At 71.3% G+C, this 23,586-nt stretch carries 25 protein-coding genes; 22 read left to right on the top strand and 3 right to left on the bottom strand.

Annotated elements, in window-relative coordinates:
- Nucleotides 1-41: 41 nt before the first annotated feature.
- From ilvB to MNZ27_RS15535, 10 genes are all read left to right on the top strand, one after another.
- A complete protein-coding gene (gene ilvB / locus MNZ27_RS15580) occupies nt 42-1,748 on the top strand; it encodes a biosynthetic-type acetolactate synthase large subunit (protein ID WP_242395012.1) in 1,707 nt (568 codons plus the stop codon).
- 1 nt (nt 1,749) lies between these two features.
- The gene (gene ilvN / locus MNZ27_RS15575) at nt 1,750-2,283 is read left to right on the top strand and encodes an acetolactate synthase small subunit (protein ID WP_242395011.1); all 534 of its coding nucleotides are present in this window, start codon (nt 1,750-1,752) and stop codon (nt 2,281-2,283) included.
- A gap of 28 nt (nt 2,284-2,311) precedes the next feature.
- The gene (gene ilvC / locus MNZ27_RS15570; protein WP_242395010.1) at nt 2,312-3,337 is read left to right on the top strand and encodes a ketol-acid reductoisomerase; all 1,026 of its coding nucleotides are present in this window, start codon (nt 2,312-2,314) and stop codon (nt 3,335-3,337) included.
- Nucleotides 3,338-3,502: 165 nt separating this feature from the next.
- The gene (gene infC / locus MNZ27_RS15565) at nt 3,503-4,246 is read left to right on the top strand and encodes a translation initiation factor IF-3 (RefSeq protein ID WP_242395009.1); all 744 of its coding nucleotides are present in this window, start codon (nt 3,503-3,505) and stop codon (nt 4,244-4,246) included.
- Nucleotides 4,247-4,320: 74 nt separating this feature from the next.
- Nucleotides 4,321-4,524 carry a 50S ribosomal protein L35 gene (gene rpmI / locus MNZ27_RS15560; RefSeq protein ID WP_242395008.1) on the top strand — a complete coding sequence of 68 codons (204 nt, stop codon included), beginning with the start codon at nt 4,321-4,323 and terminating at the stop codon, nt 4,522-4,524.
- Nucleotides 4,525-4,650: 126 nt separating this feature from the next.
- Entirely contained in the window at nt 4,651-4,995 is a 345-nt protein-coding gene (gene rplT, locus MNZ27_RS15555; RefSeq protein ID WP_242395007.1) for a 50S ribosomal protein L20, read from the top strand.
- Nucleotides 4,996-5,007: 12 nt separating this feature from the next.
- The gene (gene pheS, locus MNZ27_RS15550) at nt 5,008-6,087 is read left to right on the top strand and encodes a phenylalanine--tRNA ligase subunit alpha (protein ID WP_308197971.1); all 1,080 of its coding nucleotides are present in this window, start codon (nt 5,008-5,010) and stop codon (nt 6,085-6,087) included.
- Nucleotides 6,088-6,112: 25 nt separating this feature from the next.
- Entirely contained in the window at nt 6,113-8,527 is a 2,415-nt protein-coding gene (gene pheT, locus MNZ27_RS15545; RefSeq protein ID WP_242395006.1) for a phenylalanine--tRNA ligase subunit beta, read from the top strand.
- Nucleotides 8,528-8,529: 2 nt separating this feature from the next.
- Nucleotides 8,530-8,940 carry a hypothetical protein gene (locus MNZ27_RS15540; protein WP_242395005.1) on the top strand — a complete coding sequence of 137 codons (411 nt, stop codon included), beginning with the start codon at nt 8,530-8,532 and terminating at the stop codon, nt 8,938-8,940.
- A 70-nt stretch (nt 8,941-9,010) separates the two neighbouring features.
- Nucleotides 9,011-9,352: an integration host factor subunit alpha gene (locus tag MNZ27_RS15535; protein ID WP_242395004.1), complete on the top strand. Its 342-nt coding sequence runs from the start codon at nt 9,011-9,013 to the stop codon at nt 9,350-9,352.
- A 216-nt stretch (nt 9,353-9,568) separates the two neighbouring features.
- Here the strand turns inward: MNZ27_RS15535 and MNZ27_RS15530 are convergent, their stop codons facing one another.
- A complete protein-coding gene (locus tag MNZ27_RS15530; RefSeq protein WP_242395003.1) occupies nt 9,569-9,952 on the bottom strand; it encodes a helix-turn-helix domain-containing protein in 384 nt (127 codons plus the stop codon).
- A gap of 252 nt (nt 9,953-10,204) precedes the next feature.
- Here MNZ27_RS15530 and MNZ27_RS15525 point away from each other — a divergent pair, with 252 nt between their 5' ends.
- The 9 genes from MNZ27_RS15525 (at nt 10,205) to MNZ27_RS15485 (ending at nt 19,276) form a co-directional block, all read left to right on the top strand.
- Nucleotides 10,205-10,378: a hypothetical protein gene (locus MNZ27_RS15525; RefSeq protein ID WP_242395002.1), complete on the top strand. Its 174-nt coding sequence runs from the start codon at nt 10,205-10,207 to the stop codon at nt 10,376-10,378.
- The gene (gene folE, locus MNZ27_RS15520; RefSeq protein ID WP_242395001.1) at nt 10,368-11,057 is read left to right on the top strand and encodes a GTP cyclohydrolase I; all 690 of its coding nucleotides are present in this window, start codon (nt 10,368-10,370) and stop codon (nt 11,055-11,057) included. The genes MNZ27_RS15525 and folE overlap by 11 nt, the downstream gene beginning before the upstream one ends.
- Before the next feature lie 72 nt (nt 11,058-11,129).
- Nucleotides 11,130-12,518 carry an FAD-binding oxidoreductase gene (locus tag MNZ27_RS15515; RefSeq protein WP_242395000.1) on the top strand — a complete coding sequence of 463 codons (1,389 nt, stop codon included), beginning with the start codon at nt 11,130-11,132 and terminating at the stop codon, nt 12,516-12,518.
- A gap of 604 nt (nt 12,519-13,122) precedes the next feature.
- Nucleotides 13,123-14,985, top strand: a complete 1,863-nt coding sequence (locus MNZ27_RS15510) for a 2-oxoacid:acceptor oxidoreductase subunit alpha (RefSeq protein ID WP_242394999.1) — start codon at nt 13,123-13,125, stop codon at nt 14,983-14,985.
- A gap of 32 nt (nt 14,986-15,017) precedes the next feature.
- On the top strand, nt 15,018-16,067 hold the full coding sequence (locus MNZ27_RS15505; RefSeq protein ID WP_242394998.1) for a 2-oxoacid:ferredoxin oxidoreductase subunit beta: 1,050 nt from the start codon (nt 15,018-15,020) through the stop codon (nt 16,065-16,067).
- Nucleotides 16,068-16,382: 315 nt separating this feature from the next.
- A complete protein-coding gene (locus MNZ27_RS15500) occupies nt 16,383-16,652 on the top strand; it encodes a 4Fe-4S dicluster domain-containing protein (RefSeq protein WP_242394997.1) in 270 nt (89 codons plus the stop codon).
- A 12-nt stretch (nt 16,653-16,664) separates the two neighbouring features.
- Complete coding sequence (locus tag MNZ27_RS15495; protein ID WP_242394996.1) at nt 16,665-17,831, top strand: 2-oxoacid:acceptor oxidoreductase subunit alpha; 1,167 nt, start codon at nt 16,665-16,667, stop codon at nt 17,829-17,831.
- Complete coding sequence (locus tag MNZ27_RS15490) at nt 17,828-18,706, top strand: 2-oxoacid:ferredoxin oxidoreductase subunit beta (protein ID WP_242394995.1); 879 nt, start codon at nt 17,828-17,830, stop codon at nt 18,704-18,706. The genes MNZ27_RS15495 and MNZ27_RS15490 overlap by 4 nt, the downstream gene beginning before the upstream one ends.
- 18 nt (nt 18,707-18,724) lie before the next feature.
- Nucleotides 18,725-19,276: a 2-oxoacid:acceptor oxidoreductase family protein gene (locus tag MNZ27_RS15485; protein WP_242394994.1), complete on the top strand. Its 552-nt coding sequence runs from the start codon at nt 18,725-18,727 to the stop codon at nt 19,274-19,276.
- 72 nt (nt 19,277-19,348) lie between these two features.
- Here the strand turns inward: MNZ27_RS15485 and MNZ27_RS15480 are convergent, their stop codons facing one another.
- Together MNZ27_RS15480 and MNZ27_RS15475 are read right to left on the bottom strand one after the other, a co-directional pair.
- Entirely contained in the window at nt 19,349-20,179 is an 831-nt protein-coding gene (locus tag MNZ27_RS15480; protein ID WP_242394993.1) for a tetratricopeptide repeat protein, read from the bottom strand.
- Nucleotides 20,180-20,398: 219 nt separating this feature from the next.
- Nucleotides 20,399-21,091, bottom strand: a complete 693-nt coding sequence (locus MNZ27_RS15475) for a hypothetical protein (protein WP_242394992.1) — start codon at nt 21,089-21,091, stop codon at nt 20,399-20,401.
- A 133-nt stretch (nt 21,092-21,224) separates the two neighbouring features.
- Between MNZ27_RS15475 and MNZ27_RS15470 the strand changes: the two genes are divergently transcribed.
- From MNZ27_RS15470 to MNZ27_RS15460, 3 genes are all read left to right on the top strand, one after another.
- Nucleotides 21,225-21,416: a ribbon-helix-helix domain-containing protein gene (locus MNZ27_RS15470; RefSeq protein ID WP_242394991.1), complete on the top strand. Its 192-nt coding sequence runs from the start codon at nt 21,225-21,227 to the stop codon at nt 21,414-21,416.
- A gap of 17 nt (nt 21,417-21,433) precedes the next feature.
- A complete protein-coding gene (locus tag MNZ27_RS15465) occupies nt 21,434-22,375 on the top strand; it encodes a UDP-glucuronic acid decarboxylase family protein (protein WP_242394990.1) in 942 nt (313 codons plus the stop codon).
- 148 nt (nt 22,376-22,523) lie between these two features.
- Complete coding sequence (locus MNZ27_RS15460; protein WP_242394989.1) at nt 22,524-23,456, top strand: NAD-dependent epimerase/dehydratase family protein; 933 nt, start codon at nt 22,524-22,526, stop codon at nt 23,454-23,456.
- Nucleotides 23,457-23,586: the final 130 nt, after the last annotated feature.

Raw genomic sequence — 23,586 nt, 5'->3', positions numbered from 1 at the left:
AGCGAACGATCCGAACGATCCGTCGAGGAGAGGTAGACAACATGGCCAAGCAGAAGATGACCGGCGCGATGGCGGTCCGGCGCGCCCTGGAGGCGGAGGGGGTGGACGTCCTCTTCGGGATCCCGGGCGGCGCCATCCTGCCGCTGTACGACGCGCTGTACGAAGTCGAGAAGCCGCGGCACGTGCTCGTGCGGCACGAGCAGGTGGGCGGCCACGCCGCCGAGGGCTACGCGCACGCGACCGGGAAGGTCGGCGTCTGCATGGGGACCTCGGGCCCGGGCGCGACCAACCTCGTCACCGCGATCGCCGACGCGTACATGGACTCGGTGCCGATGGTCGCGATCACCGCGAACGTCGCCTCGAGCTTCATCGGGACCGACGCCTTCCAGGAGGCGGACATCACCGGCATCACCATGCCGGTGACGAAGCACAACTGGCTCGTGACCGACGCGGCGGACCTGCCGCGGATCATGAAGGAGGCGTTCTACATCGCCCGGACCGGGCGCCCGGGGCCGGTGCTGGTGGACATCCCGAAGGACGTCCTGAACGCCGAGCTCGAGTTCGAGTACCCGGAGAAGGTGGAGATCCCCGGCTACCACCCGCCGGTCCGCGAGGAGCCGCGGCTCAAGGACGCCGCGATGCTCATCCGCTCCGCCTCCCGCCCGGTGGTCTACCTCGGCGGCGGCGTCCGCCACGGCAACGCGCACGCGGAGGTGTTCGCCTTCTGCGAGTACCTCGGCGCGCCCATCGTGACGACGCTCCACGGGAAGGGGGCCTTCCCGGAGACGCACCCGCTCTGCCTCGGCATGTTCGGCATGCACGGCTCGCGGTACGCCAACTACACGGTGCAGAACTCCGATCTCATCGTGGCGCTCGGCGCGCGCTTCGACGACCGCGTGACCGGCAAGCTCTCCACGTTCGCGCCCGAGGCGAAGGTGGTCCACCTCGACGTGGACCCGGCGGAGATCTCGAAGCTCGTCACCGCCACCGTCCCGCTCGTGGGCGACCTCAAGCTCCTCCTCCCGCAGCTCCACGCGGAGGTGCGCCGCGCGTTCGACGCGCAGGGGCGGCCGGACGTCGCGGCGTGGTGGAAGCGCGTCGCGGACTGGCGCGAGAAGTTCCCGCTCCGGTACGCGCAGGATCCGGCGGGGCCGCTCCTCCCGCAGTACGTCATCGAGACGATCTGGAAGAAGACCGGCGGGAAGGCGATCGTCACCACCGGCGTCGGCGAGCACCAGATGTTCGCGGCGCAGTGGTGGAAGGCGGCCGAGCCCCGCTCCTTCATCACCTCCGGCGGCCTCGGGACGATGGGCTTCTGCCTGCCCTCGGCCATCGGGATCCAGCTCGGCAAGCCGGACGCGCTCGTCATCGGCTTCGACGGCGACGGCTCGTTCCAGATGACGCTCCAGGATCTCGCCACGGCCGTGGAGCTGAAGCTCCCGATCAAGATCTTCATCCTGAACAACCTGTTCCTCGGGATGGTCCGGCAGTGGCAGGAGCTGTTCTACGACGAGCGGTACTCGGAGACGCCGCTCGCCGATCTGCCGGATCTGGTGAAGCTCGCGGACGCGTACTCCTGCCTGGGGCTCCGGGCGAGGACGCCGGCGGAGCTCGACCAGGCCGTCGACCGGGCCCTCGCGAACACCGGCGGCCCCACGATCGTGGACGTCCGGGTCCGGCGGGAGGAGAAGGTCTACCCGATGGTCCCGGCGGGCGCCCCCCTCAACGACATGATCGACGGTGAGTGACATGGAACGCACCGAGACGCGACCGAACGGCTCCACGCACACCATCAGCCTCCTCGTCGAGAACAAGCCCGGCGTGCTGCACCGGATCGCCGGCCTGTTCTCGCGGCGCGGCTACAACATCGCGAGCCTCACCGTCGGCCCGACCGAGCGGTCCGACTACTCGCGGATGACCATCGTCGTCCGGCTCTCCTCGAGGCCGGTCGAGCAGGTGGTCCGGCAGGTGCAGAAGCTCGTCCCCGTGGTCGAGGTCCGGGAGCTGTCCGCGCAGGACCTCATCGAGCGCGAGCTCATGCTCGTGAAGATCCGGACGCCCGAGCGCAACCACGCCGAGCTCCGCGCGCTCGCCGAGACCTACGAGGCGACCATCGTCGACGTGTCCCCCGATGCCCTCGTCGTGGAGGCGAGCGGCAACGCCGGGAAGCTCGACGCGCTGGAGGAGCGGCTCCGCCCCTTCGGCATCCAGGAACTGTGCCGCTCCGGGCGCATCGCCCTCGAGCGCGGCTTCAAGACGCTGGCTCCCCCGTCACTGAAGTAAGGACGCAAGGAAGAGAGGAAGAGATCACATGGCAGCGAAGATCTACTACGACAAGGACGCGAACCTCGACCTGCTCAAGAAGCGGAAGGTCGCGATCATCGGGTACGGCTCGCAGGGGCACGCGCACGCGCTCAACCTGCGCGACTCCGGCGTGGACGTGCGCGTCGGCCTGCACGCGGGCTCGAAGTCCAAGGCCAAGGCCGAGGGCGCCGGGCTCCGCGTCCTCTCGGTGGCGGACGCCTCGAAGGAGGCCGACGTCATCATGATCCTCATCCCGGATCAGACGCAGAAGGCGGTCTACGACGCCGAGATCGCGCCGCACCTCACGAAGGGCAAGGCGCTCCTCTTCGCGCACGGCTTCAACATCCACTTCAACCAGATCCGCCCGCCCGAGGGCGTGGACGTCATCCTCGTCGCGCCGAAGGGCCCGGGTCACATGGTCCGCCGCCAGTACCAGGACGGCCGCGGCATCCCCGGCCTCATCGCCGTCCACCAGGACGCCGGCCAGGCGAAGCAGATCGGCCTGGCGTACGCCCGGGGCATCGGCTGCACGCGCGCCGGCGTCCTCGAGACGACGTTCAAGGAGGAGACGGAGACCGACCTCTTCGGCGAGCAGGCGGTCCTCTGCGGCGGCGCCGCGGCGCTCGTGAAGGCGGGCTTCGAGACGCTCGTCGAGGCGGGCTACCAGCCGGAGAGCGCCTACTTCGAGTGCCTCCACGAGATGAAGCTCATCGTGGACCTCATGTACGAAGGCGGCCTCGCCTGGATGCGCCAGTCCATCTCGGACACGGCCGAGTACGGCGACTACACCCGCGGCCCGCGCGTCGTCGGCCAGCAGTCCAAGGACGAGATGCGGAAGATCCTGAAGGAGATCCAGTCCGGCCAGTTCGCGAAGGAGTTCATCCTCGAGAACATGGCCGGCCGCCCGACGCTCGAGCGGTTCCGCGCGACGGAGGCGGAGCACCCGATCGAGGAGGTGGGCAAGCGCCTCCGCGACATGATGAGCTGGATCCGCGAGGCCAAGAAGGACTCCTCGGAGCCGGGCAGCCGGTAGCCGAGCGGAGGAGGGGTGCCGGACCGGCGGTCCGGCCGGAGGGCACCCCGGGACGAGCCGGGACCCGCCTCGCGGAGCCGCGGGGCGGGTCCGGTCACCTCTTGCGTTGACTTTTCGTCCCAAATCCATATTGTTCGCTGTCTTTTACACGCCGGTCGGAGGAGCATGGCGATCCACCACAGAGATCCGCGAGGGGGCAGCGGAAGCCGCGACGCACGCACCAACCGCCGTATCAAGGCGCGAGAGGTGCGTCTCGTCGGGGCGGAGGGGGAGCAGCTCGGTGTGCTCCCGGTCGAGCAGGCGCTGGCGCGCGCGCAGGAGCTCGGGATGGACCTCGTCGAGGTCAGCCCGATGGCGAAGCCGCCGGTCTGCAAGATCATGGACTACGGCAAGTTCAAGTACCTCGAGAAGAAGAAGCAGAACGAGGCGAAGAAGAAGCAGGTCGTCGTCCAGCTCAAGGAAGTGAAGCTCCGGCCGCGCACCGAGGAGCACGACTACGACGTCAAGCTGAAGAAGGTCCGCGAGTTCCTCGCCGAGGCCAACAAGGCCCGCATCACCGTCATGTTCCGCGGCCGCGAGATGTCCCACCGCGAGCTCGGGCAGAAGGTGCTGCAGAAGGTGATCGAGGAGCTGCGCGACGTGGCGGTGATCGAGGCGGCGCCCCGCATGGAAGGGCGCCAGATGTTCATGATCCTCGCCCCGAACCCGAAGATGCTCCAGGCGCAGCGCGACCGGGCCAAGGCCGCGGCCATCGCCGGCGTCGGCGCCCCGGCCCAGGCCGCCGCCGCGCCCTCGCCCGCCGCCGCGCCCTCGCCCGCTGCCACGCCCTCGCCCGCTGCCACGCCGGCGCCCGCTGCCGCGCCGGCGCCCGCCCCGACCCCCGCGCCTTCGCCGGGCGGCCCCAGGTAGCACGACCGAACACGACGCGCCCGGCTCCGTCGCCGACGGAGGCCGGGCACCTGCAGTGAACGAAGGAAACGACGATGCCCAAGCTGAAGACGAAGAGCGGCGCGAAGAAGCGCTTCGTGCCGAAGAAGAGCGGCAAGGTGAAGTTTCGCCGGGCCGGCGTGCGCCACCTCGCGACGTTCGGCAAGACGAAGAAGGAGAAGCGCCACCTGCGCGGGACGTCTCACCTGACGCCGATGGACGAGAAGAAGATCAAGGAGTGCTTCCCGTACGCTCGGTAGCGTCCGGGACGGGCGGGCCCGTGAGCGGGCCCCTCGCAGCAACGCCCAAGCGGGGTCCAGAAGAGTGCGCGGCGCGTCACATGGGGTGACGGGCCGCGGCGCCTCCCGCCGGCAAGGAGAAGGAAGATGCGCGTCAAGAAGGGATTCAAGGCTCGCCGCCGTCGCAACCGCGTCCTGAAGCTCGCGAAGGGCTTCCGCGGCCGCCGGAACAACTGCTACCGCCGCGCGAACCAGGCGGTCGAGCGCGCCCTCGACTACTCCACCCGCGATCGCCGCCAGAAGCGGCGCGACTTCCGCGCGCTGTGGATCGTCCGCATCAACGCGGCCGCCCGGCAGAACGGGACGACCTACTCGAAGCTCGTCGCCGGGCTGAAGCAGGCCGGCGTCGCGCTGGACCGGAAGATCCTCGCCGAGCTCGCGCTCGCGTTCCCCGGCGACTTCGCCGCGGTCGTGAAGTCCGCGCGGGCGTAGGGGAGGGTCCCCGTGGCCGACCTGCTCTCGCAGCTCGAGGCGCTCGCGACGGGCGCCCGCGCGGCGATCGCCGCCGCGCCGGACGAGAAGGGCCTCGAGGAGCTGCGGGTCCGCTTCCTCGGGAAGAAGGGCGAGCTGTCCCAGGTCCTGCGGGGCATGGGGCAGCTCCCCGCCGGGGAGCGCCCGCGCGTCGGCGAGGTCGCGAACCGCGTCCGGGACGAGGTCGAGGGGCTCCTCGCGGACGGCAAGCGCCGCCTGGAGACCAAGGCGCTCGAGGCCGAGCTGGCCGGCGCCCCCATCGACGTGACGCTGGCCGGCCGGCGGCTCCTGCCGCGCGGCCACCGCCACCCGATCACCCGCGCCACCGAGGACATCTCGGCGATCTTCGCGCGCCTCGGCTACGAGGTCGCGAGCGGCCCCGAGATCGAGCTCGACTGGTTCAACTTCGAGGCGCTGAACCTCCCGCCGGATCACCCCGCGCGCGACATGCAGGACACCTTCTACGTGGAGGAGTCCACCCTGCGCGCCGGCGTGAAGCCCGGCTCGGTGCTGCTCCGGACGCACACCTCGCCGGTGCAGGTCCGCTCCATGAAGCGGCTCGGCAAGGCGCCGGTCCGGATCATCTGCCCCGGGCGCGTGTACCGCTCCGACTACGATCAGACCCACTCGCCGATGTTCCACCAGGTCGAGGGGCTCTGCGTGGACGAGGGGATCACCTTCGCCGATCTCAAGGGGACGCTCGCCGCGTTCGCGCGGGCCTACTTCGGGCCCGGCACGCGGACCCGGTTCCGCCCCAGCTACTTCCCCTTCACCGAGCCGAGCGCGGAGGTGGACGTCTCCTGCACCATCTGCGGCGGCACCGGCCGGAAGGACGGCAAGCGCTGCGGCACGTGCAAGGAGACCGGCTGGCTCGAGGTGCTCGGCGCCGGCATGGTCCACCCGCGGGTGCTCGAGAACGGCGGCATCGACTCGAAGCGCCACACCGGGTTCGCGTTCGGCATGGGGGTCGAGCGGATGGCGATGCTCCGGTACGGCATCGACGACCTCCGCCTCTACTTCGAGAACGACCTCCGGTTCCTGTCGCAGTTCTAGCGTCGATCATCCCGGCACCTCGCCCATGCGCATCTCGCTCAAGTGGCTCTCGGAGTACGTCGCGCTGCCCTCGCCCGAGGAGGTCGCGCGGAAGCTGACCGCCGTCGGCCTCGAGGTCGAGGCGATGGAGCGGACCGGGCAGGGGCTCCGGGGCGTGGTCGCCGCGCGGGTCCTCTCCTCCGAGAAGCACCCGAACGCCGAGAAGCTCTCGGTGACGCGCATCGACCGCGGCGAGGGCGAGCCGCTCCAGATCGTCTGCGGCGCGAAGAACTACGCGGTCGGCGACGTGGTGCCGCTCGCCACGATCGGCACGGTGCTGCCCGGCGGCGCGAAGATCGAGAAGGCGAAGCTCCGCGGGGTCGAGTCCTTCGGCATGCTCTGCTCCGCGCGCGAGCTCGGGCTCTCCCCCGACGCGAGCGGGCTGCTCATCCTGCCGCCCGAGGTGAAGCCGGGGACGCCGATCGCCGAGGCGCTCGGGCTCGAGGACGTCCTCCTCGAGGTGAACGTCACGCCGAACCGCCCCGACTGCCTCTCGCACCTCGGGATCGCCCGCGAGCTCGCGGCGATCCTCGGCCAGCCGGTCCGGCTGCCGGCGCCGAAGCTCGCGGAGGCGGGCGGGCCGGCGTCGGACGCGGTGAAGGTGCGGATCGACGCGCCGGACCGGTGCGCCCGCTACGCCGCGCGCGTCGTCGAGGGCGTGAAGATCGGCCCGTCCCCGGCCTGGCTGGCGCGCCGGCTCGAGGCCTGCGGCGTCCGGTCGATCTCCAACGTCGTGGACGCCACGAACTACGTCCTCCTCGAGCTCGGCCACCCGCTGCACGCGTTCGATCTCGAGCGGGTCGCAGGGCGGGAGATCGTCGTCCGCACCGCGCACCCCGGCGAGCGGCTCGCCACCCTCGACGGGAAGGTCCGCACCCTCGCCCCCGACGACCTGCTCGTCGCCGACCGCGACCGCGGCAGCGCCCTCGCGGGCGTGATGGGCGGCGGGGACTCGGAGATCGCCGCGGGCACGACGCGGGTGCTCGTCGAGAGCGCCTGGTTCGAGCCGTCGGGTATCCGCCGCACCTCGCGCCGGCACGGGCTCAAGACCGAGGCGTCCTACCGCTTCGAGCGCGGCGCCGACCCCGGCATGGTGATCCCGGCGGTGGACCGCTGCGCGGCGCTCATCGCGGAGCTCGCGGGCGGCGTCGTCCGCCCGGGGATCGTGGACGCGCACCCGCGGCAGAACGCCCGGCCCGAGGTGCGGCTCCGCTGGCGGCGCCCCGCCGAGCTGCTCGGGATGGAGGTCTCCCGGGAGGACGCGCGCCGGATCCTGATCGGGCTCGGGTTCGAGGAGCGGGCCAGCGACGCGGACGGCGCGACCTTCCGGGTCCCGACCTGGCGCGTGGACGTGTCCATCGAGGAGGATCTCGTCGAGGAGATCGTCCGGACCCTGGGCTATGACTCCATCCCGGCGACCCTCCCGGCCAACGCGGTCGTGATGCCCGCCGAGCCGGTCGAGGCGCAGGCGATCTCCCGGATCCGGGCGGCGCTCGAGGCCTCCGGCTTCAGCGAGGCGGTGAACTTCAGCTTCGTGGCCGCGCGCGCGCTCGAGCCGTTCGGCAGGTCCGTCGAGACCGGTGACGGGTCCGGGCGGGCCCTCGGCATCGCCCTCAAGAACCCCATCTCGAACGACCTGGCCGTGATGCGGACGACGCTCGTGCCGTCGCTCCTCGCGGACCTCGCGCACGACCGGCGCCAGCGCATCGAGGACGTCCGCCTGTACGAGATCGCCCGCACCTACGGGACCGGCGCGAGGCCGGAGGAGGCGCCGTCCGCCGAGGCGCTCCAGGTCGCGGGCGTCGTCGCCGGCCGTCGCGTGCCGGTGGGCTGGGCGGCGCCGGGCGACGTCGTGGACTTCTACGACGCGAAGGCGGCGGTGGCCGGCGTCCTCGAGGCGCTCGGGATCGACGGCGCGCGGTTCGAGGCGCCCGGTGCGTCCTGGCTCCACCCGCGGACCTCGGCCGTCGTGACGCGCGGGGGCGAGGTCCTCGGCGACGTGGGCGAGCTCCACCCGCGCGTGGCGCAGGCCTTCGAGCTGCCCCGCGGCGTGCTCGCGTTCGAGCTGCGGCTCGACGCGCTCCTCCGGGCGGCCGAGCTCGTCCCGCAGTACCGGCCCTTCCCGCGCCTCCCCGCCGTGCTCCGGGACCTCGCGGTCGTGGTGGACGACGCGGTGACGGCCGCGAGCGTCGAGGGGCTCGTGCGCGAGGAGCCGCTCGTCGAGGCGGTCACCCTGTTCGACGTCTACCGGGGCGCGCCGCTGCCCGCGGGCAAGAAGAACCTCGCGCTCGCCATCACGTACCGCGCCGCCGACCGGACGCTGACCGACGAGGAGGCGGACCGGGTGCACGCGCGGATCGTGAAGCGGCTCGCCGCGGTCGGGGCGGAGCTCAGGACGTAGCCATGGCCGCGAGGGGCCGGCTCGCGTGGGCGGCGCTGGGCTTCGGCCTCGCCGCCGCGTTCGCCTGCTGGAACCCGCTCGCTGCCCCGTTCGGGTTGGTGGTCGGGCTCGCCTCCGGGATCGTCTCGGTCCGGGCGCTCCGGGCGGGCGCCCATCGCCCCGTCGCGGCCGCGGGGCTCGCGCTCGCGCTGGTGGCGGTGGGGGTGAGCGCGGTCGTGCTCGCGCGCACCGCGGGCCTCGGACGGGAGCCCGGCGGGGCACCGATCGTCACCGGCCCGTCGCCAGGGGAGGGCGCGCAGAAGCTCGACGCCGCGGCGGAGCGAACCCGCGCGGCGCGGGAGCGGGCCCGGAAAGAGCTCGGCGGCATCGAGGCTCCGCCCGGGGACCAGCGCGAGGGGGCGCGACGGCCATGACGGACCGTTTGACAGCCCATCCCGAATCAGCTAACAAATTCGGCAGTTAGCGCGCCCCGGGAGCGAGACCGTGACCAAGGCCGACATCATCGAGAGCGTCTACGAGAAGGTGGGCTTCTCCAAGAAGGAGGCGGCCGAGATCGTCGAGATGGTGTTCGACACGATCAAGGAGACGCTGGAGCGCGGTGAGAAGATCAAGATCAGCGGCTTCGGCAACTTCATCGTCCGCGACAAGAAGTCACGTGTGGGGCGCAACCCGCAGACGGGCGAGGAGATCGAGATCAGCGCGCGCCGCGTGCTGACCTTCCGCCCCAGCCAGGTCCTCAAGAACGCGCTGAACGGCGGGCCGACCGGTCCCGAGGTCGAGGACGAGGACGACGACGACGACGCGGACGAGGGCGACGAAGCCTGACCGCGCTCCGCTCGCCCTGACCACAGGGCAGCGGCCTCGCTCGACGTCGCTCCGCGGTCCCGGCTCCGATCGGCGCGGAGCTCGAACGACCTGCGCCGTTCGGGCGCTCGTTGCAGCCTGGGCGTGTCCTGATCAGAGCCGACCGCCGCGCCTCGAGGCGCGGCGGTCGTCCCTTGAGCCCGTTTCGAGGCCCGCGGCCTGGCCTGCTCTAGCCGGTCAGGCCGCGCCGTTCGCGGCGCTGCTTCGCTGCGGCACGGCGGCGCTCGCTCCGTTGGAGCCGTTCGCGGCGCTCGTGCCGTTCGACCCGACGAGCCGGTAGAGCGTCTTCCGGTCGATGCCGAGCACCTCGGCGGCCCGGGTCTTGTTGCCGTGCAGCGCCGAGAGGATCTCCCGAGCGTATCGACGCTCGAGCTCGGCGAGGGTGGGGCGGTGCGGCTCGGCGGCCGCCCCGGCGCGGGCGTCCGCGCGTGCCGCCTGGATGAGCACGTCTGCGAGATCGGCCGCCACCACCACCTCGAGCCCAGCCTGTCCGATCAGGCGCTCGAGGCGCGCACGGCGCTCCGGGTCAGAGTCCACGACCAGCGTTCGGTTGTCGTTCACGGTGTTCCCCCCTTCCATGTCGGACGGGGATCCTGGGGCACGGTTACACGGTTCCTGGTGTTCGTTCCCCGCCCGGCGGGGGGCGACGGGCGACGGTGGGCGGTGCGGCAGGCTCCCCGGCCCCTGCCGGCGCCCGACCGAGAGTAATTCGCCGGGGGGCCGTGAACGAGAAGGTGCGGCAGGGCTCCACGGCCCCTGCAGGGGGCAGCGCGCCCCCATGAAGGCCATAAAGGCGGCTATAAAGGCGGCACCATGGAGGCCATCGACGACACCGGCCGGCGGCGCATGCGGCTCGACGTGCGGCTCCGCCTCGCGGCCGCCCACCGCCTCGCGCGGTACGAGGTCGCGCTCCGCGGCCTCCGTGGGACCCGAATGCTCCAGATCCCCGACTCCTGCGTGACGCACCGGAGGCCCGGTGGGCGCTAGGGTCCGCGCGCTCCGACCGGCTCGCGCCCGGACCGCCTCCGCGCCGTCGTCGACCGCCGCGGCGGACGCGGTCGCGCGCTTCCTCGACGCGCTCGGGTTGCCGCCCGAGGTCCGCGCGGGTGACGCCCTGGCCGCCACCCCGCGGCGCGTGGCGGAGGCGTGGCTCGAGGATCTGGTGGACGGCTACCGGCACGATCCCGCCGAGATCCTCGCCGGCGCGATCCGCAGCTCGGGCCGGGATCTCGTGATCGTCACCGGGATCGACTTCCACTCCATCTGCCCGCACCACCTGCTCCCCTCGCGCGGCGTCGCGCACGTCGCCTACGTGCCGGACGGCCGCGTGGTGGGGTTCGGTCAGATCGTCCGGCTCGTGGACTGCCTCGCGCACCGGTTCGTGCTCCAGGAGGAGCTCGCGGCCGGGATCGCCGGCGCGCTGTTCCGGCACCTCGGCGCGCGCGGCGCGGCGTGCGTCCTCGACGCGGAGCAGCTCTGCATGACGGTCCGCGGCGTGCGCCGCCCGCACACCCGGGCGCACGCGGAGGCCGCCGAGGGGGTGCTGGAGCGTGACGGGCGCGCGCGGAGGCGGTTCGAGGCCGCCATCGCGCGCGCCGCGCACGGCGGCGCGGCGGCCCGGCCGGCGAGGCGGCGCGCGATCGTGCGGAAGGGGCGCCGGCGGTGAGCGAGGTCCGGACGCCGATCGAGGTCGGCGGCCGCGCGGACGCGTGACGGGCAGCAACCTGGAGGTCTTCGGATGACGACGCCGATGCAGGCGGCGCAGGCAGAGCTCGAGGCGGCGTTCCCGCGCGAGCGGCTCGTGCTCGACCGGGAGAAGCTCGAGGCCTACGGCCGCGACGAGTCGGAGCTCGGGACGTTTCCGCCGAACGTGGCGGTCGCGGTGGAGAGCGCGGAGGAGGTGCGGACGATCTTCGCCGTCGCGTCGCGCCACCGCGTCCCGGTCGTGCCGGTCGCGGCGCGCAGCGGGAAGTCCGGCGGGGTCCTCGCGCTGCAGGGTGGGATCGCGATCTCCCTGGAGCGGATGAACCGCGTCCTCGAGATCTCCCCGGACGACCTGATCGCCCGGGTGCAGCCCGGCGTGAACACCGGGCTGCTCCAGGCCGAGGTCGAGAAGCACGGCCTGTTCTACCCGCCCGATCCGAACTCGCTCGAGCTGTGCAGCATCGGCGGGAACGTCGCGGAGAACGCCGGCGGGCCGCGCGCCCTCAAGTACGGGGTGACGCGCGAGTACGTCCTGGGGCTCACGGCGGTGCTCCCGACCGGCGAGATCGTCCGCCTCGGCAAGCGGAGCATCAAGGGCGTGGCGGGCTACGACCTGACGGCGCTGCTCGTCGGCAGCGAGGGGACGCTCGGGATCGTCACCGAGATCACCCTGAAGCTCCTGCCGCGCCCGCGCCACGTCGCGACGGGCCTGGTCGTCTTCCCCTCGGTCGCCGCGGCGGCGCGGGCCGTCACCAAGGTGCTCACCGCCGGGATCCTCCCGCGCTGCCTCGAGCTCCTCGACGACGTGGCGCTCGCCGCGGCGGCGCGGACGTCGGCCTACCGCTTCCCGGCGGACGCCGGCGCGGCGCTGCTCGTGGAGACCGACGGGAACGACGCGGACGCGGTGTTCGGGGAGCTCGTGCGCCTCGCCGAGGTGGTCCAGTCCGACGCGCAGGGGGACGTCATCGTCGCGCAGAACGAGGCGCAGCGCCGGGACATCTGGGAGACGCGCCGTTATCTCTCCGTCAACTTGAAGACGCTGCACCCGCTGAAGCTCTCGGAGGACGTCGCGGTGCCGCGCTCGAGGATCCCGGAGATGGTCGAGCGGGCGAAGGCGGTCGGCGCGCGGCTCGGGCTCGCGGTCGCGACGTACGGCCACGCCGGCGACGGCAACCTCCACTGCAACGTGCTCTTCGATCGCGCCGAGGAGCGGCCGAAGGTGGACGAGGCGGTCGCGGAGATCCTGCGCGCCGCGGTCGATCTCGGCGGCACGATCACCGGCGAGCACGGGGTCGGCCTCGCCAAGCGCGACTTCCTCGCCTACGAGCAGGGCGAGGCGGTGGTCGCGCTCGAGCGCCGCCTCAAGGCGGTCTTCGATCCGCTCGGGCTGCTCAACCCGGGGAAGATCTTCCCGCCCGCCTGACGGCGACGGCGATGTCACCGGGCGGGCGAGACGGCCCTCTCCCGAACGCGAACCCGTTCCCCGTCGATCCGTTTCCCGTCGACCCGTTTCCCATCCACCCGTGCCCCGTCCCTGCGGCGGACCGGGACGCGGAACGGGCAGGGTGACGGGGCGCGTCCGGGATCGCGCTCCGTCGGGTTCGGCGGTTGCGGCGGGCGCGGACATTCGGGTGGCGACGCGCGGACCCACACCCCCGTTCGCGTCTCTCCGCTGCACGCGCCCGCGGTGCGGCATGCAAGCCGTCGTGCCGTTGATCGCGGTCAGGTCGTGATCTGGGACAACCCCGCGTTCCGGGGGCGAAATTCGTCGCTCCGCGGTCGCGGCCGGAGCGATTCACGTTGGCCAGAATCCGTCGGACGGTGTACCTGATTGGGGACAATCGGGGTACGGATTTATGAGTGTTTCCGGCGCGTTGACGTAGGCGGTTGCGTTGACTTCCAGGGGGCCGCCGAGCATACCTTCAAGGCCTCGAAGGGGTCCCCGGCCGCCAGCTCGCCGGTACGTGCGAGCGATCGAGGCCTGTCAATTTCAGGCACCAGCACTTCCCAAGGAGACGAAGGGCGACATGTCCACGCAAGCCACCGCGCGCAAGACCGAGGTCCAGCAGGTCGATACCGTCACCATCCGCTTCGTCGGCGACTCCGGCGACGGGATGCAGCTCACCGGCACCGAGTTCACGAAGGCGAGCGCGCTCGCCGGCAACGACCTCGCGACCTTCCCGGACTACCCCGCCGAGATCCGCGCCCCCGCCGGCTCGCTCTTCGGCGTCTCCGGCTACCAGCTCAACTTCGGCTCGAAGAAGATCCTCACGCCGGGCGACGCGCCGGACGTCCTGGTCGCGATGAACCCGGCCGCCCTCAAGATGAACCTGCCCGACCTCAAGGCGGGCGGCATGCTCATCGTGAACTCCGACGCGTTCACCGCGCTGAACCTCGAGAAGGCCGGGTACAAGTCGAACCCGCTCGAGGACCCGACGGTGGCGGAGAACTTCCGGGTCCACCTCGTCGACATGACGAAGCTGACCGAGGCGGCCCTCGAGGGCTCCGGGCTCTCCTCGAAGGAGGTCGGCCGCTGCCGGAACTACTTCGCGCTCGGCATCCTTTACTGGATGTACAGCCGGCCCGTCGAGCAGCAGCTCCAGGCCATCGCGAAGAAGTTCGCGAAGAAGCCGGAGTTCGTGGAGCCGAACCAGAAGGTCTTCAAGGCCGGGTACGCCTACGGCGAGACCGCCGAGATCTTCGAGCGGTACGTCGTGCCGCCCTCGAAGCTTCGCCCCGGCACCTACCGCAACGTGACCGGCAACTTCGCGACCGCGCTCGGCTTCGCGACGGTCGCGCGGCTCACCGGCCGCACCGTGTTCCTCGGCAGCTACCCCATCACGCCGGCGACCGAGATCCTCCACGAGATGGCGAACATGAAGGAGCACGGCGTAGTGACGTACCAGGCGGAGGACGAGATCGCGGGGATCGGCTCCGCGATCGGCGCGGCCTTCGGCGGCGCCCTCGCCTGCACCTCCACCTCGGGCCCGGGCCTCGCGCTCAAGACCGAGATGATGGGGCTCGCGGTGATCACCGAGCTGCCCCTCGTCATCGTGGACGTGCAGCGCGGCGGCCCCTCGACCGGCATGCCGACCAAGACCGAGCAGGCCGACCTCCTCCAGGCGATCTTCGGCCGCCACGGCGAGTCGCCGCTCCCGGTCCTCGCCGCGCAGAGCCCGGCCGACTGCTTCTGGTCCGCCATGGAGGCGATGAGGATCGCGGTGAAGTGGATGACGCCGGTGATCCTCCTCACCGACGGCTACCTCGGCAACGGCTCCGAGCCGTTCCGGATCCCCGACGTCGAGGAGCTGCCGAAGTTCGAGGTGAAGTACCAGACCGGGAAGAACTACGCGAACGGCACGGAGTTCATGCCGTACCTGCGGGACGAGAAGCTCGTCCGGCCCTGGGCCATCCCCGGCACGCCCGGCCTCGAGCACCGCGTCGGCGGCCTCGAGAAGGACTCGCTCACCGGCATGGTGTCCTACGACGGCCTGAACCACGAGAAGATGGTCAAGACCCGGGCCCAGAAGATCCGGAACGTGGTCGAGGACGTCCCGGACCTCGAGGTGTTCGGCGCGAGCACCGGCGACCTCCTCCTCGTGTCCTGGGGCGGGACCTTCGGCTCGGTCCGCGCCGCCGCCGAGGTGCTGCAGGCGCAGGGCAAGAAGGTCTCCCACGTGCACCTCCGGTGGATCAACCCGCTCCCGAAGAACCTCGGCGCCATCCTGAAGGGCTTCGGGAAGGTGCTCGTGCCCGAGGTGAACGACGGCCAGATGGCGTTCTACCTGCGCGGCAAGTTCCCGGGCGTCGATCCGCTCCAGTTCAACCGGATCAACGGCAAGCCCATCAAGATCCGCGATCTCGTCGGCAAGGTCCTCGAGGTCCTGTGACCCCGATCGGGAATTCGGAAAGGACGACGAACATGAGCACGACGAACCTTCAGACGGCCCCCACCGCCCTCCCGGTCTACGCGAAGAAGGACTTCGAGTCGGGCGTGGATCCCCGCTGGTGCCCCGGCTGCGGCGACTACTCCATCATCAACCAGGTGCAGAAGACGCTGCCCGCGGTCGGCGTGAAGCGCGAGAACATCGTCTTCGTGTCCGGCATCGGCTGCAGCTCCCGCTTCCCGTACTACATGAACAACTACGGGATGCACACGCTGCACGGCCGCGCCCCCGCGTTCGCGTCGGGCCTCAAGGTGTCCCGGCCCGAGCTGCAGGTGTGGGTCATGACGGGCGACGGCGACGCGCTCGCCATCGGCGGGAACCACTTCATCCACGTCATGCGGCGCAACCTCGACGTGAAGCTGGTGATGTTCAACAACCGCATCTACGGCCTCACCAAGGGTCAGGTCTCCCCGACCTCCGAGCTCCACAAGAAGACCAAGAGCACGCCGCAGGGGTCGCCGGACTACCCGTTCAACCCGCCGCTGCTCGCGCTCGGCGCCGGCGCGACGTTCGTCGCCCGGACGATCGACGTGGAGGGCGCGCACATGGGCGCCATGCTCAAGGCGGCCGCCGGCCACAAGGGCAGCGCGTTCATCGAGGTCTACCAGAACTGCCCGGTCTTCAACGACGGCGCGTACACCTCCCTCACCGACAAGGCGGTCCGGGCCGACCGGATCATCCGCATGGAGGAGGGGAAGCCGCTCGTCTTCGGCAAGGACGGCAAGAAGGGGCTCCGGTTCGACGCGCGCACGATGGACCTCGAGATCGTCACGATCGGCGAGAACGGCGTGACCGAGCAGGACCTCCTCGTGCACGACTCGACGCGCGAGGACCCGACCATCTCCTTCATGCTCGCCGGGATGGCGGCCCGCCCCGGGTTCCCGACGCCCATCGGCGTCTTCCGCAACGTCCGCAAGCCGACCTGCGAGGAGATGACCTGGGAGATGATCGAGGACACGAAGAAGAAGAGGGGCGGCGATCTGCAGAAGCTGCTGAGCGGCGGCGACAGCTGGACGATCAAGTAGGTTCTTCGACTACAATCGCTCGTAGTGAATGGAGGGCCCTCTCCCCGATCCGGGGGGAGGGCCTTCACGTTTCCCGCGTGGGGCAGGCGATTCGCCGCGGTCCGTCGAGACGGATCGTGAACAAATGGAGTGATTGCGTCGATGATTTGTCGACCGCCTGAGTCCATCGATCGTGGAGCAAATAAGTCAGCAATCTTCCTGCGAAATTATGGCTCATATTGATCGGCGTCCAGGCGACGCCAGTCCCACCTGTAGTAGTGGAGGCGCTCTTACTGCGGGACCGCCCATGCCGGGCGGAAGCCCGGGGAGACATTCATGACGACGACGGCAACGCCCGCGCCCAAGAAGGACAAGAAGTTCAAGGGCGTCGTGGTGATCAATCGCGAGAGCTGCAAGGGGTGCGCGTTCTGCGTCGAGTTCTGCCCGCTCGGCGCGCTGGATCTCGAGAAGGACTACAACGCGAAGGGCTATCACCCGCCGTACCTGGCCAAGCCGGAGCTCTGCAACGGCTGCGACACGTGCGGCCTCTACTGCCCCGACTTCTCCATCTTCGGGTACCGAGAGAAGCTCGAGCAGGCGGCCTAGGAGAACGCGCACATGTCCAACGCAAACTCCACCGGAGTTCTCAGCGGTAACCACTACCTCGACGGCGACCACGCCTGCGCCGAGGGCGCGATCGCCGGCGGGTGCCGCTTCGCGGCGGGTTACCCGATCACGCCGTCCACCGAGGTCGTTGAGCGGATCGCGTCCCGCTTCCCGCTCGTGGGCGGCCGGTTCCAGCAGTTCGAGGACGAGCTCGGCGCGTCCATCGCGCTCCTCGGCGGCGTCTGGGGCGGCGCGAAGGCCATGACGGTCACGTCCGGCCCGGGCTTCTCCCTGATGATGGAGCACCTCGGCTACGCGGCCATCACCGAGACGCCGTGCGTCTACATCGACGTCCAGCGCCCGGGTCCGTCCACCGGCCTCCCGACGGCGCCGGCGCAGGGCGACATGATGCAGGCGCGCTTCGGCTCGCACGGTGACTTCCGCGTCATCGCGCTCTGCCCGAACTCGCCGCAGGAGTGCTTCGACCTCACCTTCCGCGCCTTCAACCTGGCCGAGGAGTACCGCGTCCCGGTGCTCGTGATGCTCGACGAGGTCGTCGGGCACATGACCGAGAAGGTGGTCATCCCGACCCCGGACAAGCTCCAGGTCACGCCGCGGCGGTACACGAAGAAGAAGCCGGGCGAGGGCTTCAAGCTGTACGAGGCGCCGGCCGGCAGCCTCGTCCCCGAGATGGTGAAGGCGGGCGACGGGTACCGGATCCACGTCACGGGCCTCACGCACGACGAGCGCGGCTACCCCGCGATGAACGTGCCGACGCAGGAGAAGATGCAGGCCCGCCTGATGGACAAGCTCCTGAACAACGTCGACCAGATCGTGAGCTGGGAGGAGAAGAACCTCGCCGGCGCCGAGGTCGTCGTCGTGTCCTACGGCATCACCTCTCGCGTCGCCGAGAAGGCGATCCAGGCGGCGCGGGACCAGGGTGTGAAGGTCGGCTCGTTCCGCCTCATCACGGCGTGGCCGTTCCCCGAGAAGCAGATCAAGGCGCTCGCCGGCAAGGTGAAGGCCTTCGTCGTCCCCGAGCTGAACCTCGGCCAGATGGCCCTCGAGGTGGAGCGCGTGGTCGGCGGGAAGACGAAGACCGTCTCCGTCCCGCACCCGGGAGGCACGGTCCACAACCCCGAGGTCATCACGAAGGCCATCCTGGAGGCGGTCCGATGAGCGCGCCGGTCAAGGAGAACCCCGTCAACAAGTACCTGCGCACGGAGCGCATGCCGTCGATCTGGTGCCCGGGCTGCGGCATCGGCACGACGGTGAACTGCTTCACCCGGGCGCTCGACGCCTCCGGCTTCGATCTCGACAAGGTCGCGATCGTGTCCGGCATCGGGTGCACGGGGCGCGTCGCCGGATACCTGAAGCTCGACTCGTTCCACACCACGCACGGCCGCGCGATCCCGTTCGCGACCGGGCTCCAGCTCGCCAACCCGGACCTGAAGGTGGTCGTCTACTCCGGTGACGGCGACCTCACCGCCATCGGCGGCAACCACCTCGTCCACGCGGCGCGGCGCAACGCCGACATGCTCGTCGTGTGCGTGAACAACTTCACGTACGGCATGACCGGCGGCCAGGTCACCCCGACCACGTTCCGCCCGGCGATCGCCTCGACGACGCCGTACGGCGCGTACGAGGAGACGTTCAACCTGCCGCGGCTCGCCGACTCGTGCGGCGCCGTCTACGTGGCCCGCTGGACCGCGTACCACGTCCGCCAGCTCGCCAAGTCGATGGGCGAGGCCCTGAACAAGAAGGGCTTCCGCTTCATCGAGATCATCGCGCCGTGCCCGACGCTCTACCTGCGCCGGAACAAGCTCGGCGACGGCCTCGACGAGATGAAGTTCTACCGTGAGAAGAGCGTCATCAAGCACGGCGCCGACACCCGCGAGGTCAACCTCGACTTCCGCCAGGAGATCACGGTCGGGAAGTTCGTCGACCGCGAGCGCCCGACGCTCGAGGAGGCGATGGAGAAGCAGATGACGAAGACGCTCGGCTCGAAGTACGTCCCCTACCAGTCGCCCGGCAAGAAGCCGGCGTGGTCCTGAGCGAAGGAGGACACGGACATGGGTCCTACTGAGATCAAGTTCGGCGGCCTGGGCGGCCAGGGCGTCATCCTCGGCGGCATCATCGTCGGCAAGGCCGCCGCGCTCTACGACGAGAAGTTCTCCTGCCTCACGCAGGCGTTCGGCCCCGAGGCGCGCGGGTCGGCCTGCAGCGCGCAGGTGGTCGTGGACGAGCACCCCATCATGTACCCCTACGTCCACCACCCGCACATCATGGTGGTGCTGTCGCAGGACGCGTTCGTCAAGTTCTCGCCGGAGCTGCGCGAGAACGGGACGCTCCTCATCGAGGAGGATCTCGTGAAGCCCACGAACCTCCCGAAGGGCGTGAAGGTGTTCGCCGTCCCCGCGACGCGCATCGCGGAGGAGCTCGGCAAGCGGATGGTGCTGAACATCGTGATGGTCGGGTTCTTCACCGCGGTGACCGGGCTCGTGAGCGAGCAGGCCGCCCGCGAGGCCGTGAAGGACTCGGTCCCGCCGGCCACGGTCGAGCTCAACATGCGGGCGTTCGAGCGCGGCCTCGAGTACGGGAAGAAGCTGGTCGCGAAGGCCTGATCCGCGGCTCGCCCCGCGGTCTCGGCGGCCGGCGCTCCTTCGGGGGCGCCGGCCGTCTTCGTCTGGGGCGTGTCAGGGTTCCGCGCAGGCGAGCGCGCCGGCGAGGCTGGTGCGGCAGCGATCGGCGCCCGGCGCGAGCTCGAGGCAGCGTCGGCAGGCGCGCGCTCCCTCCGCGCAGCGCCCCAGCCGCACGAGGGAAATGCACAGCCCGTGCTGCGCCTCGTGCGAGGAGGGGGCGAGCGTCGCGGCCCGGCGGTAGCCGCGCTCGGCGCGCGCGAACCGCCCCTCCAGGTAGTCCATGAACGCGAGATCGTGGTGGGCCGCCGCGGCGTCCGGATCCGTCTCGAGGAGGTGGAGGTACTCGGTGCGGGCCCCTGCGAACGCGGCGGCGCGGCCGCGCCCGCCGCCGCTCGCGGCGAGGCCGTGCTCCTCGCCGCTCGCGGCGAGGCCGTGAGCGAGGAGGGCGCGGGCGAGGTTCAGGCGAGCGTCGGCGAGATCGGGGTCGATCCGCAGCGCGGTGCGGAGCTCGTCCTCCGCGTCCGCGGCGTGGTCGAGCGCGAGGAGCAGCTCGCCCAGGTTCGCGTGCGCCTCGGCGAAGTCGGGCCGGAGCCGGATGGCCCGCTCGAAGCGCGGTCGCGCGCGGTCGAGGTCGCCGCGGGTGCGACAGACGATCCCGAGCCCGTTCTCCGCCTCGGGGAGGTCCGGGTCGAACTGGAGCGCGTGCGCGAACGCCACCTCGGCCCGCTCCGCGTCTCCGGCGCCGAGGTGGGCGTAGCCGCGGCGGACCTCCTCGGCGGCGCGCGGGGGCACCGCGTGGCGCACGGCGCAGGCGAGGGGGACCGCGAGGAGGATCCACCCGAGCGCAGCGAGCGGCGCCGCGGCGCGGGCGCGGGGCGAGGTCATGGCGCTCGCGATTGCCAGGAGCGTGCCGGAGGCGGGGACGCCCTCGACCACCCGAGGTGCGCGTCGGCCCAGCGCGCGCCGGAGCCATCGCCGTCTGCGCACCGGGCCGGCCCAGGCCTGACCGCGCCACCGCCAGGCCGGGTGCCCGGGTCGCGAGCGAGCTCCCGGCTCGTCGCGGCTCCGCCGTCCGCGCCGCAGCCGGGTGGGGCGCCGGGCGGTCTACTGCTTGCCGGCGGGCCCAGCCGCGTCGGGGGTGGACGCCGGGGTGGTCTCGCCCTTGTCGGCCGCCTTCGAGGTGGACGCCGGGGAGGTCTCGCCCTTGTCCCCCGCCTTGCGCGCCTCCCAGCGATCGACCTGCCCGTCGCCGTCGAGGTCCACGCCGATGCGGTCGATCTCGCCGTTCTCCCAGTACTCCCAGTAGTCCACCTTCCCGTCGCCGTTGGTGTCGCGCTCCTTGCGCACGAGCTTGCCCTTCTCGAAGAAGGCCCAGCTCCGCGACCGCCCGTCGAAGCCGAGGGCATACTCCTTCTTCACGAGCTGGCCCTTCTCGTAGGTGAGCGTGACGTCCGGCTTGCCGTCGAAGTCCAGATCGTGGACGAGGAGGGTGAGCGAGCCGTCGGGCGCGTACCCCTCCCAGGTGTCGATGCGCCCGTCGCCGTTCAGGTCCTTCTCCTTGCGGACGACGATCTGCTTCCCGTCCGGATCGTACACGGAGTACTTCCAGACCTCGGTGCGGCCGTCGCGGTCCAGGTCGTACTCGGTGACGACCTCGCCGGGTCGCGGCTCGAGCCCCGGAATGACGACACGTGCGACTTCGGGGATCGCGGCCGGGGAGCCGGCCGCGGGCGTCTTCGTCCGCCCGGCGCAGGAGAGGGCGAGGAGACCGGCGGTGACGAGGAGGATTCGACGCATGGGTGGACCTCGGAAGGGGCGACGATGGCGGCCGCGCCTCCGGCGGGGGCTCCGCGGTGGCGTGGCCGTATTTGACACTATATCAGCGGTCACATAGCTTCCGGGGAGCATCCTTCGGAGCGCCGGGGCAGCCATGGCCCGCAACAAGATCTCGACCACCGTCTACATCACCCCCGAGCAGAACGAGCGGCTCAAGCTCCTGCACGAGCGGACCAAGGTGCCGGTGGCCGAGTACATCCGGCAGGGCATCGACCTCGTCCTCGACAAGTACCGCGGCGCCCTCCCCGGACAGCTCACGCTCGAGGACGTGGGCGCCAAGAAGTAGCTACCTTTCGGATCGACATGAACGAGCAGAGAGTCGTCGTCCTCGGCGCAGCGGGGTTCATCGGCAGTCACCTGGTGGACCGGTTCCTGGCCGAGGGCTGGCGCGTCACCGGCGTGGACGACTTCATCACCGGGACGCGCCGCAACCTCGAGCACCTCGCGCGCGAGCCGCGCTTCGATCTCCTCGAGCAGGACATCTGCGGCTCCCTCGATGGGATCCGCGGCGAGGTCGACGCGGTGCTCGACTTCGCCTCGCCGGCGTCGCCCATCGACTACCTCGAGCACCCTTTCGAGACCCTCCACGTCGGCTCGATCGGCGTCGAGAACGCGCTCCGGCTCGCGAAGCGGACGGGGGCGATCTTCCTGCTCTCGTCCACCTCCGAGGTGTACGGCGATCCCCTCGAGCACCCGCAGCGCGAGAGCTACTGGGGGAACGTGAACCCCATCGGCCCGCGCGCCGTGTACGACGAGGCGAAGCGCTTCGCCGAGGCGATCACGATGGCGTACCGGCGGTACGAGAAGGTGCCGATCCGGATCGCGCGCATCTTCAACACGTACGGTCCGCGCATGCGCCTCGACGACGGCCGGGTGGTGCCGGCCTTCGTGGCCCAGGCGCTCCGCGGCGAGCCGATCACGGTGTTCGGCGACGGCTCCCAGACGCGGAGCTTCTGCTACGTGGACGACAACGTCGAGGGGATGTGGCGCCTGCTGCACTCGAAGTACGAGGAGCCCGTCAACATCGGCAACCCGCACGAGCTCTCGATCCTCGAGTTCGCGAAGGCGGTGCAGCGCCTGGTCGGGTCCGACGTGCCGATCGTCACGAAGCCGCTGCCGCAGGACGACCCTCGCCTGCGGCGTCCGGACATCACGCGGGCGCGGGAGGTCCTCGGCTGGGAGCCGAAGATCGGGTTCGACGAGGGGATGGGCCGCACGATCGCGTGGTTCCGGCAGCAGGTCTGACGGCGACGCCCGCCGCGTCGAGCGGCCGCGTCGCACGCCGGCGACCGGGGGGCGGCGTCCCGAGCGCCCCCGGTGCGAGGCGGCCGCGCGGTCCCCGTCGCGGGCGCGGGCGCGAATGGCGCGCAGTGCGCGCCGGGAGGGAAGGGGCATGGCGAGGCGGATCCTGATCACCGGCGGAGCGGGCTTCATCGGCTCGACCATCGCCGATCTGTTCCTGCAGGCCGGCTGGGACGTCGCCGTCCTCGACGATCTCTCGTCGGGGAAGCGCGAGAACGTGCCCGCCGGCGCGCGGCTCTACCCGGTGGACGTCCGCAGCGCCGCCGCGGTCGAGGCGGTCGAGAAGGAGCGGCCGCAGGTGATCTGCCACCACGCGGCCCAGATCGACGTGCGCCGGTCGATGGCCGATCCGCGCTTCGACGCGGACGTGAACGTCGGCGGCCTCCTCAACCTGATGCAGGCGGCGGTCCGGGCCGGCTCGGTGGAGCAGGTCCTCTTCGCCTCGTCGGGCGGCGCGACCTACGGCGACACCGAGGTGATCCCGACGCCGGAGGAGCACCCGCAGCGGCCGGTCTCGCACTACGGCGCCGCGAAGGCCGCGAGCGAGCTCTACCTCGGCGTGTACCGCGCGAACTACCACCTCCCGTTCGCGGCGCTCCGGTACGCGAACGTCTACGGGCCGCGGCAGGATCCCCACGGCGAGGCCGGGGTCGTGGCGATCTTCTGCGGGCGCCTCCTCGAGGGGCGTCCGTGCACCGTGTTCGGCGACGGCGGGCAGACGCGCGACTACGTGTACGTCGGCGACGTCGCTCGCGCGAACCTGCTCGCGGCGGAGCGGCGGTTCGACGGGGCGCTCAACGTGGGCACCGGCGTCGAGACCGACGTGAACGCGCTGTACGCGCACCTGGCGCGCGCGGCGAAGGTCGATCGGCCGGCCGAGCACGCCGCGGCGCGGCTCGGCGAGCAGCGGCGGTCCTGCATCTCGCCCGCGGCCGCGGCCCGCGCGATCGGGTGGCGCCGGGAGGTCGCGCTCGCGGACGGGCTCGCGCGCACGCTCGAGTGGTTCCGGTCCCGCCGGAGCTGAGTCCGCGGGTCCGCCGCTCCGGTCAGGGCGCCGCTTCGCCGGGCTCCCGCGGCGCACCCGGCGCGACGCCGTCCGGCGCGGCGGGCGCCGGCGCGGAGGGCGGCGCGTCGCCCGGTGCGGCCGGGGCCGG

Origin of the sequence: Anaeromyxobacter oryzisoli, assembly GCF_022690765.1 — a bacterium.
Classification (GTDB): Bacteria; Myxococcota; Myxococcia; order Myxococcales; family Anaeromyxobacteraceae; genus Anaeromyxobacter; species Anaeromyxobacter oryzisoli.
Note: the sequence above shows the minus strand (reverse complement) of the source record. Positions and strands in the feature narration are given on the sequence as shown.

Excerpts from the sequence above, each read along its gene's own strand:
- MNZ27_RS15505 (WP_242394998.1), top strand. The coding sequence starts at position 15,018 with ATGAGCACGACGAACCTTCAGACGGCCCCCACCGCCCTCCCGGTCTAC.
- rplT (WP_242395007.1), top strand. The coding sequence starts at position 4,651 with ATGCGCGTCAAGAAGGGATTCAAGGCTCGCCGCCGTCGCAACCGCGTC.
- MNZ27_RS15525 (WP_242395002.1), top strand. The coding sequence starts at position 10,205 with ATGGAGGCCATCGACGACACCGGCCGGCGGCGCATGCGGCTCGACGTG.
- ilvN (WP_242395011.1), top strand. The coding sequence starts at position 1,750 with ATGGAACGCACCGAGACGCGACCGAACGGCTCCACGCACACCATCAGC.
- MNZ27_RS15515 (WP_242395000.1), top strand. The coding sequence starts at position 11,130 with ATGACGACGCCGATGCAGGCGGCGCAGGCAGAGCTCGAGGCGGCGTTC.
- MNZ27_RS15540 (WP_242395005.1), top strand. The coding sequence starts at position 8,530 with ATGGCCGCGAGGGGCCGGCTCGCGTGGGCGGCGCTGGGCTTCGGCCTC.
- MNZ27_RS15460 (WP_242394989.1), top strand. The coding sequence starts at position 22,524 with ATGGCGAGGCGGATCCTGATCACCGGCGGAGCGGGCTTCATCGGCTCG.
- MNZ27_RS15470 (WP_242394991.1), top strand. The coding sequence starts at position 21,225 with ATGGCCCGCAACAAGATCTCGACCACCGTCTACATCACCCCCGAGCAG.
- MNZ27_RS15485 (WP_242394994.1), top strand. The coding sequence starts at position 18,725 with ATGGGTCCTACTGAGATCAAGTTCGGCGGCCTGGGCGGCCAGGGCGTC.
- MNZ27_RS15475 (WP_242394992.1), bottom strand. The coding sequence starts at position 21,091 with ATGCGTCGAATCCTCCTCGTCACCGCCGGTCTCCTCGCCCTCTCCTGC.
- MNZ27_RS15510 (WP_242394999.1), top strand. The coding sequence starts at position 13,123 with ATGTCCACGCAAGCCACCGCGCGCAAGACCGAGGTCCAGCAGGTCGAT.
- pheT (WP_242395006.1), top strand. The coding sequence starts at position 6,113 with ATGCGCATCTCGCTCAAGTGGCTCTCGGAGTACGTCGCGCTGCCCTCG.
- infC (WP_242395009.1), top strand. The coding sequence starts at position 3,503 with ATGGCGATCCACCACAGAGATCCGCGAGGGGGCAGCGGAAGCCGCGAC.
- MNZ27_RS15480 (WP_242394993.1), bottom strand. The coding sequence starts at position 20,179 with ATGACCTCGCCCCGCGCCCGCGCCGCGGCGCCGCTCGCTGCGCTCGGG.
- ilvB (WP_242395012.1), top strand. The coding sequence starts at position 42 with ATGGCCAAGCAGAAGATGACCGGCGCGATGGCGGTCCGGCGCGCCCTG.
- MNZ27_RS15495 (WP_242394996.1), top strand. The coding sequence starts at position 16,665 with ATGTCCAACGCAAACTCCACCGGAGTTCTCAGCGGTAACCACTACCTC.
- MNZ27_RS15490 (WP_242394995.1), top strand. The coding sequence starts at position 17,828 with ATGAGCGCGCCGGTCAAGGAGAACCCCGTCAACAAGTACCTGCGCACG.
- MNZ27_RS15500 (WP_242394997.1), top strand. The coding sequence starts at position 16,383 with ATGACGACGACGGCAACGCCCGCGCCCAAGAAGGACAAGAAGTTCAAG.
- MNZ27_RS15465 (WP_242394990.1), top strand. The coding sequence starts at position 21,434 with ATGAACGAGCAGAGAGTCGTCGTCCTCGGCGCAGCGGGGTTCATCGGC.
- rpmI (WP_242395008.1), top strand. The coding sequence starts at position 4,321 with ATGCCCAAGCTGAAGACGAAGAGCGGCGCGAAGAAGCGCTTCGTGCCG.
- ilvC (WP_242395010.1), top strand. The coding sequence starts at position 2,312 with ATGGCAGCGAAGATCTACTACGACAAGGACGCGAACCTCGACCTGCTC.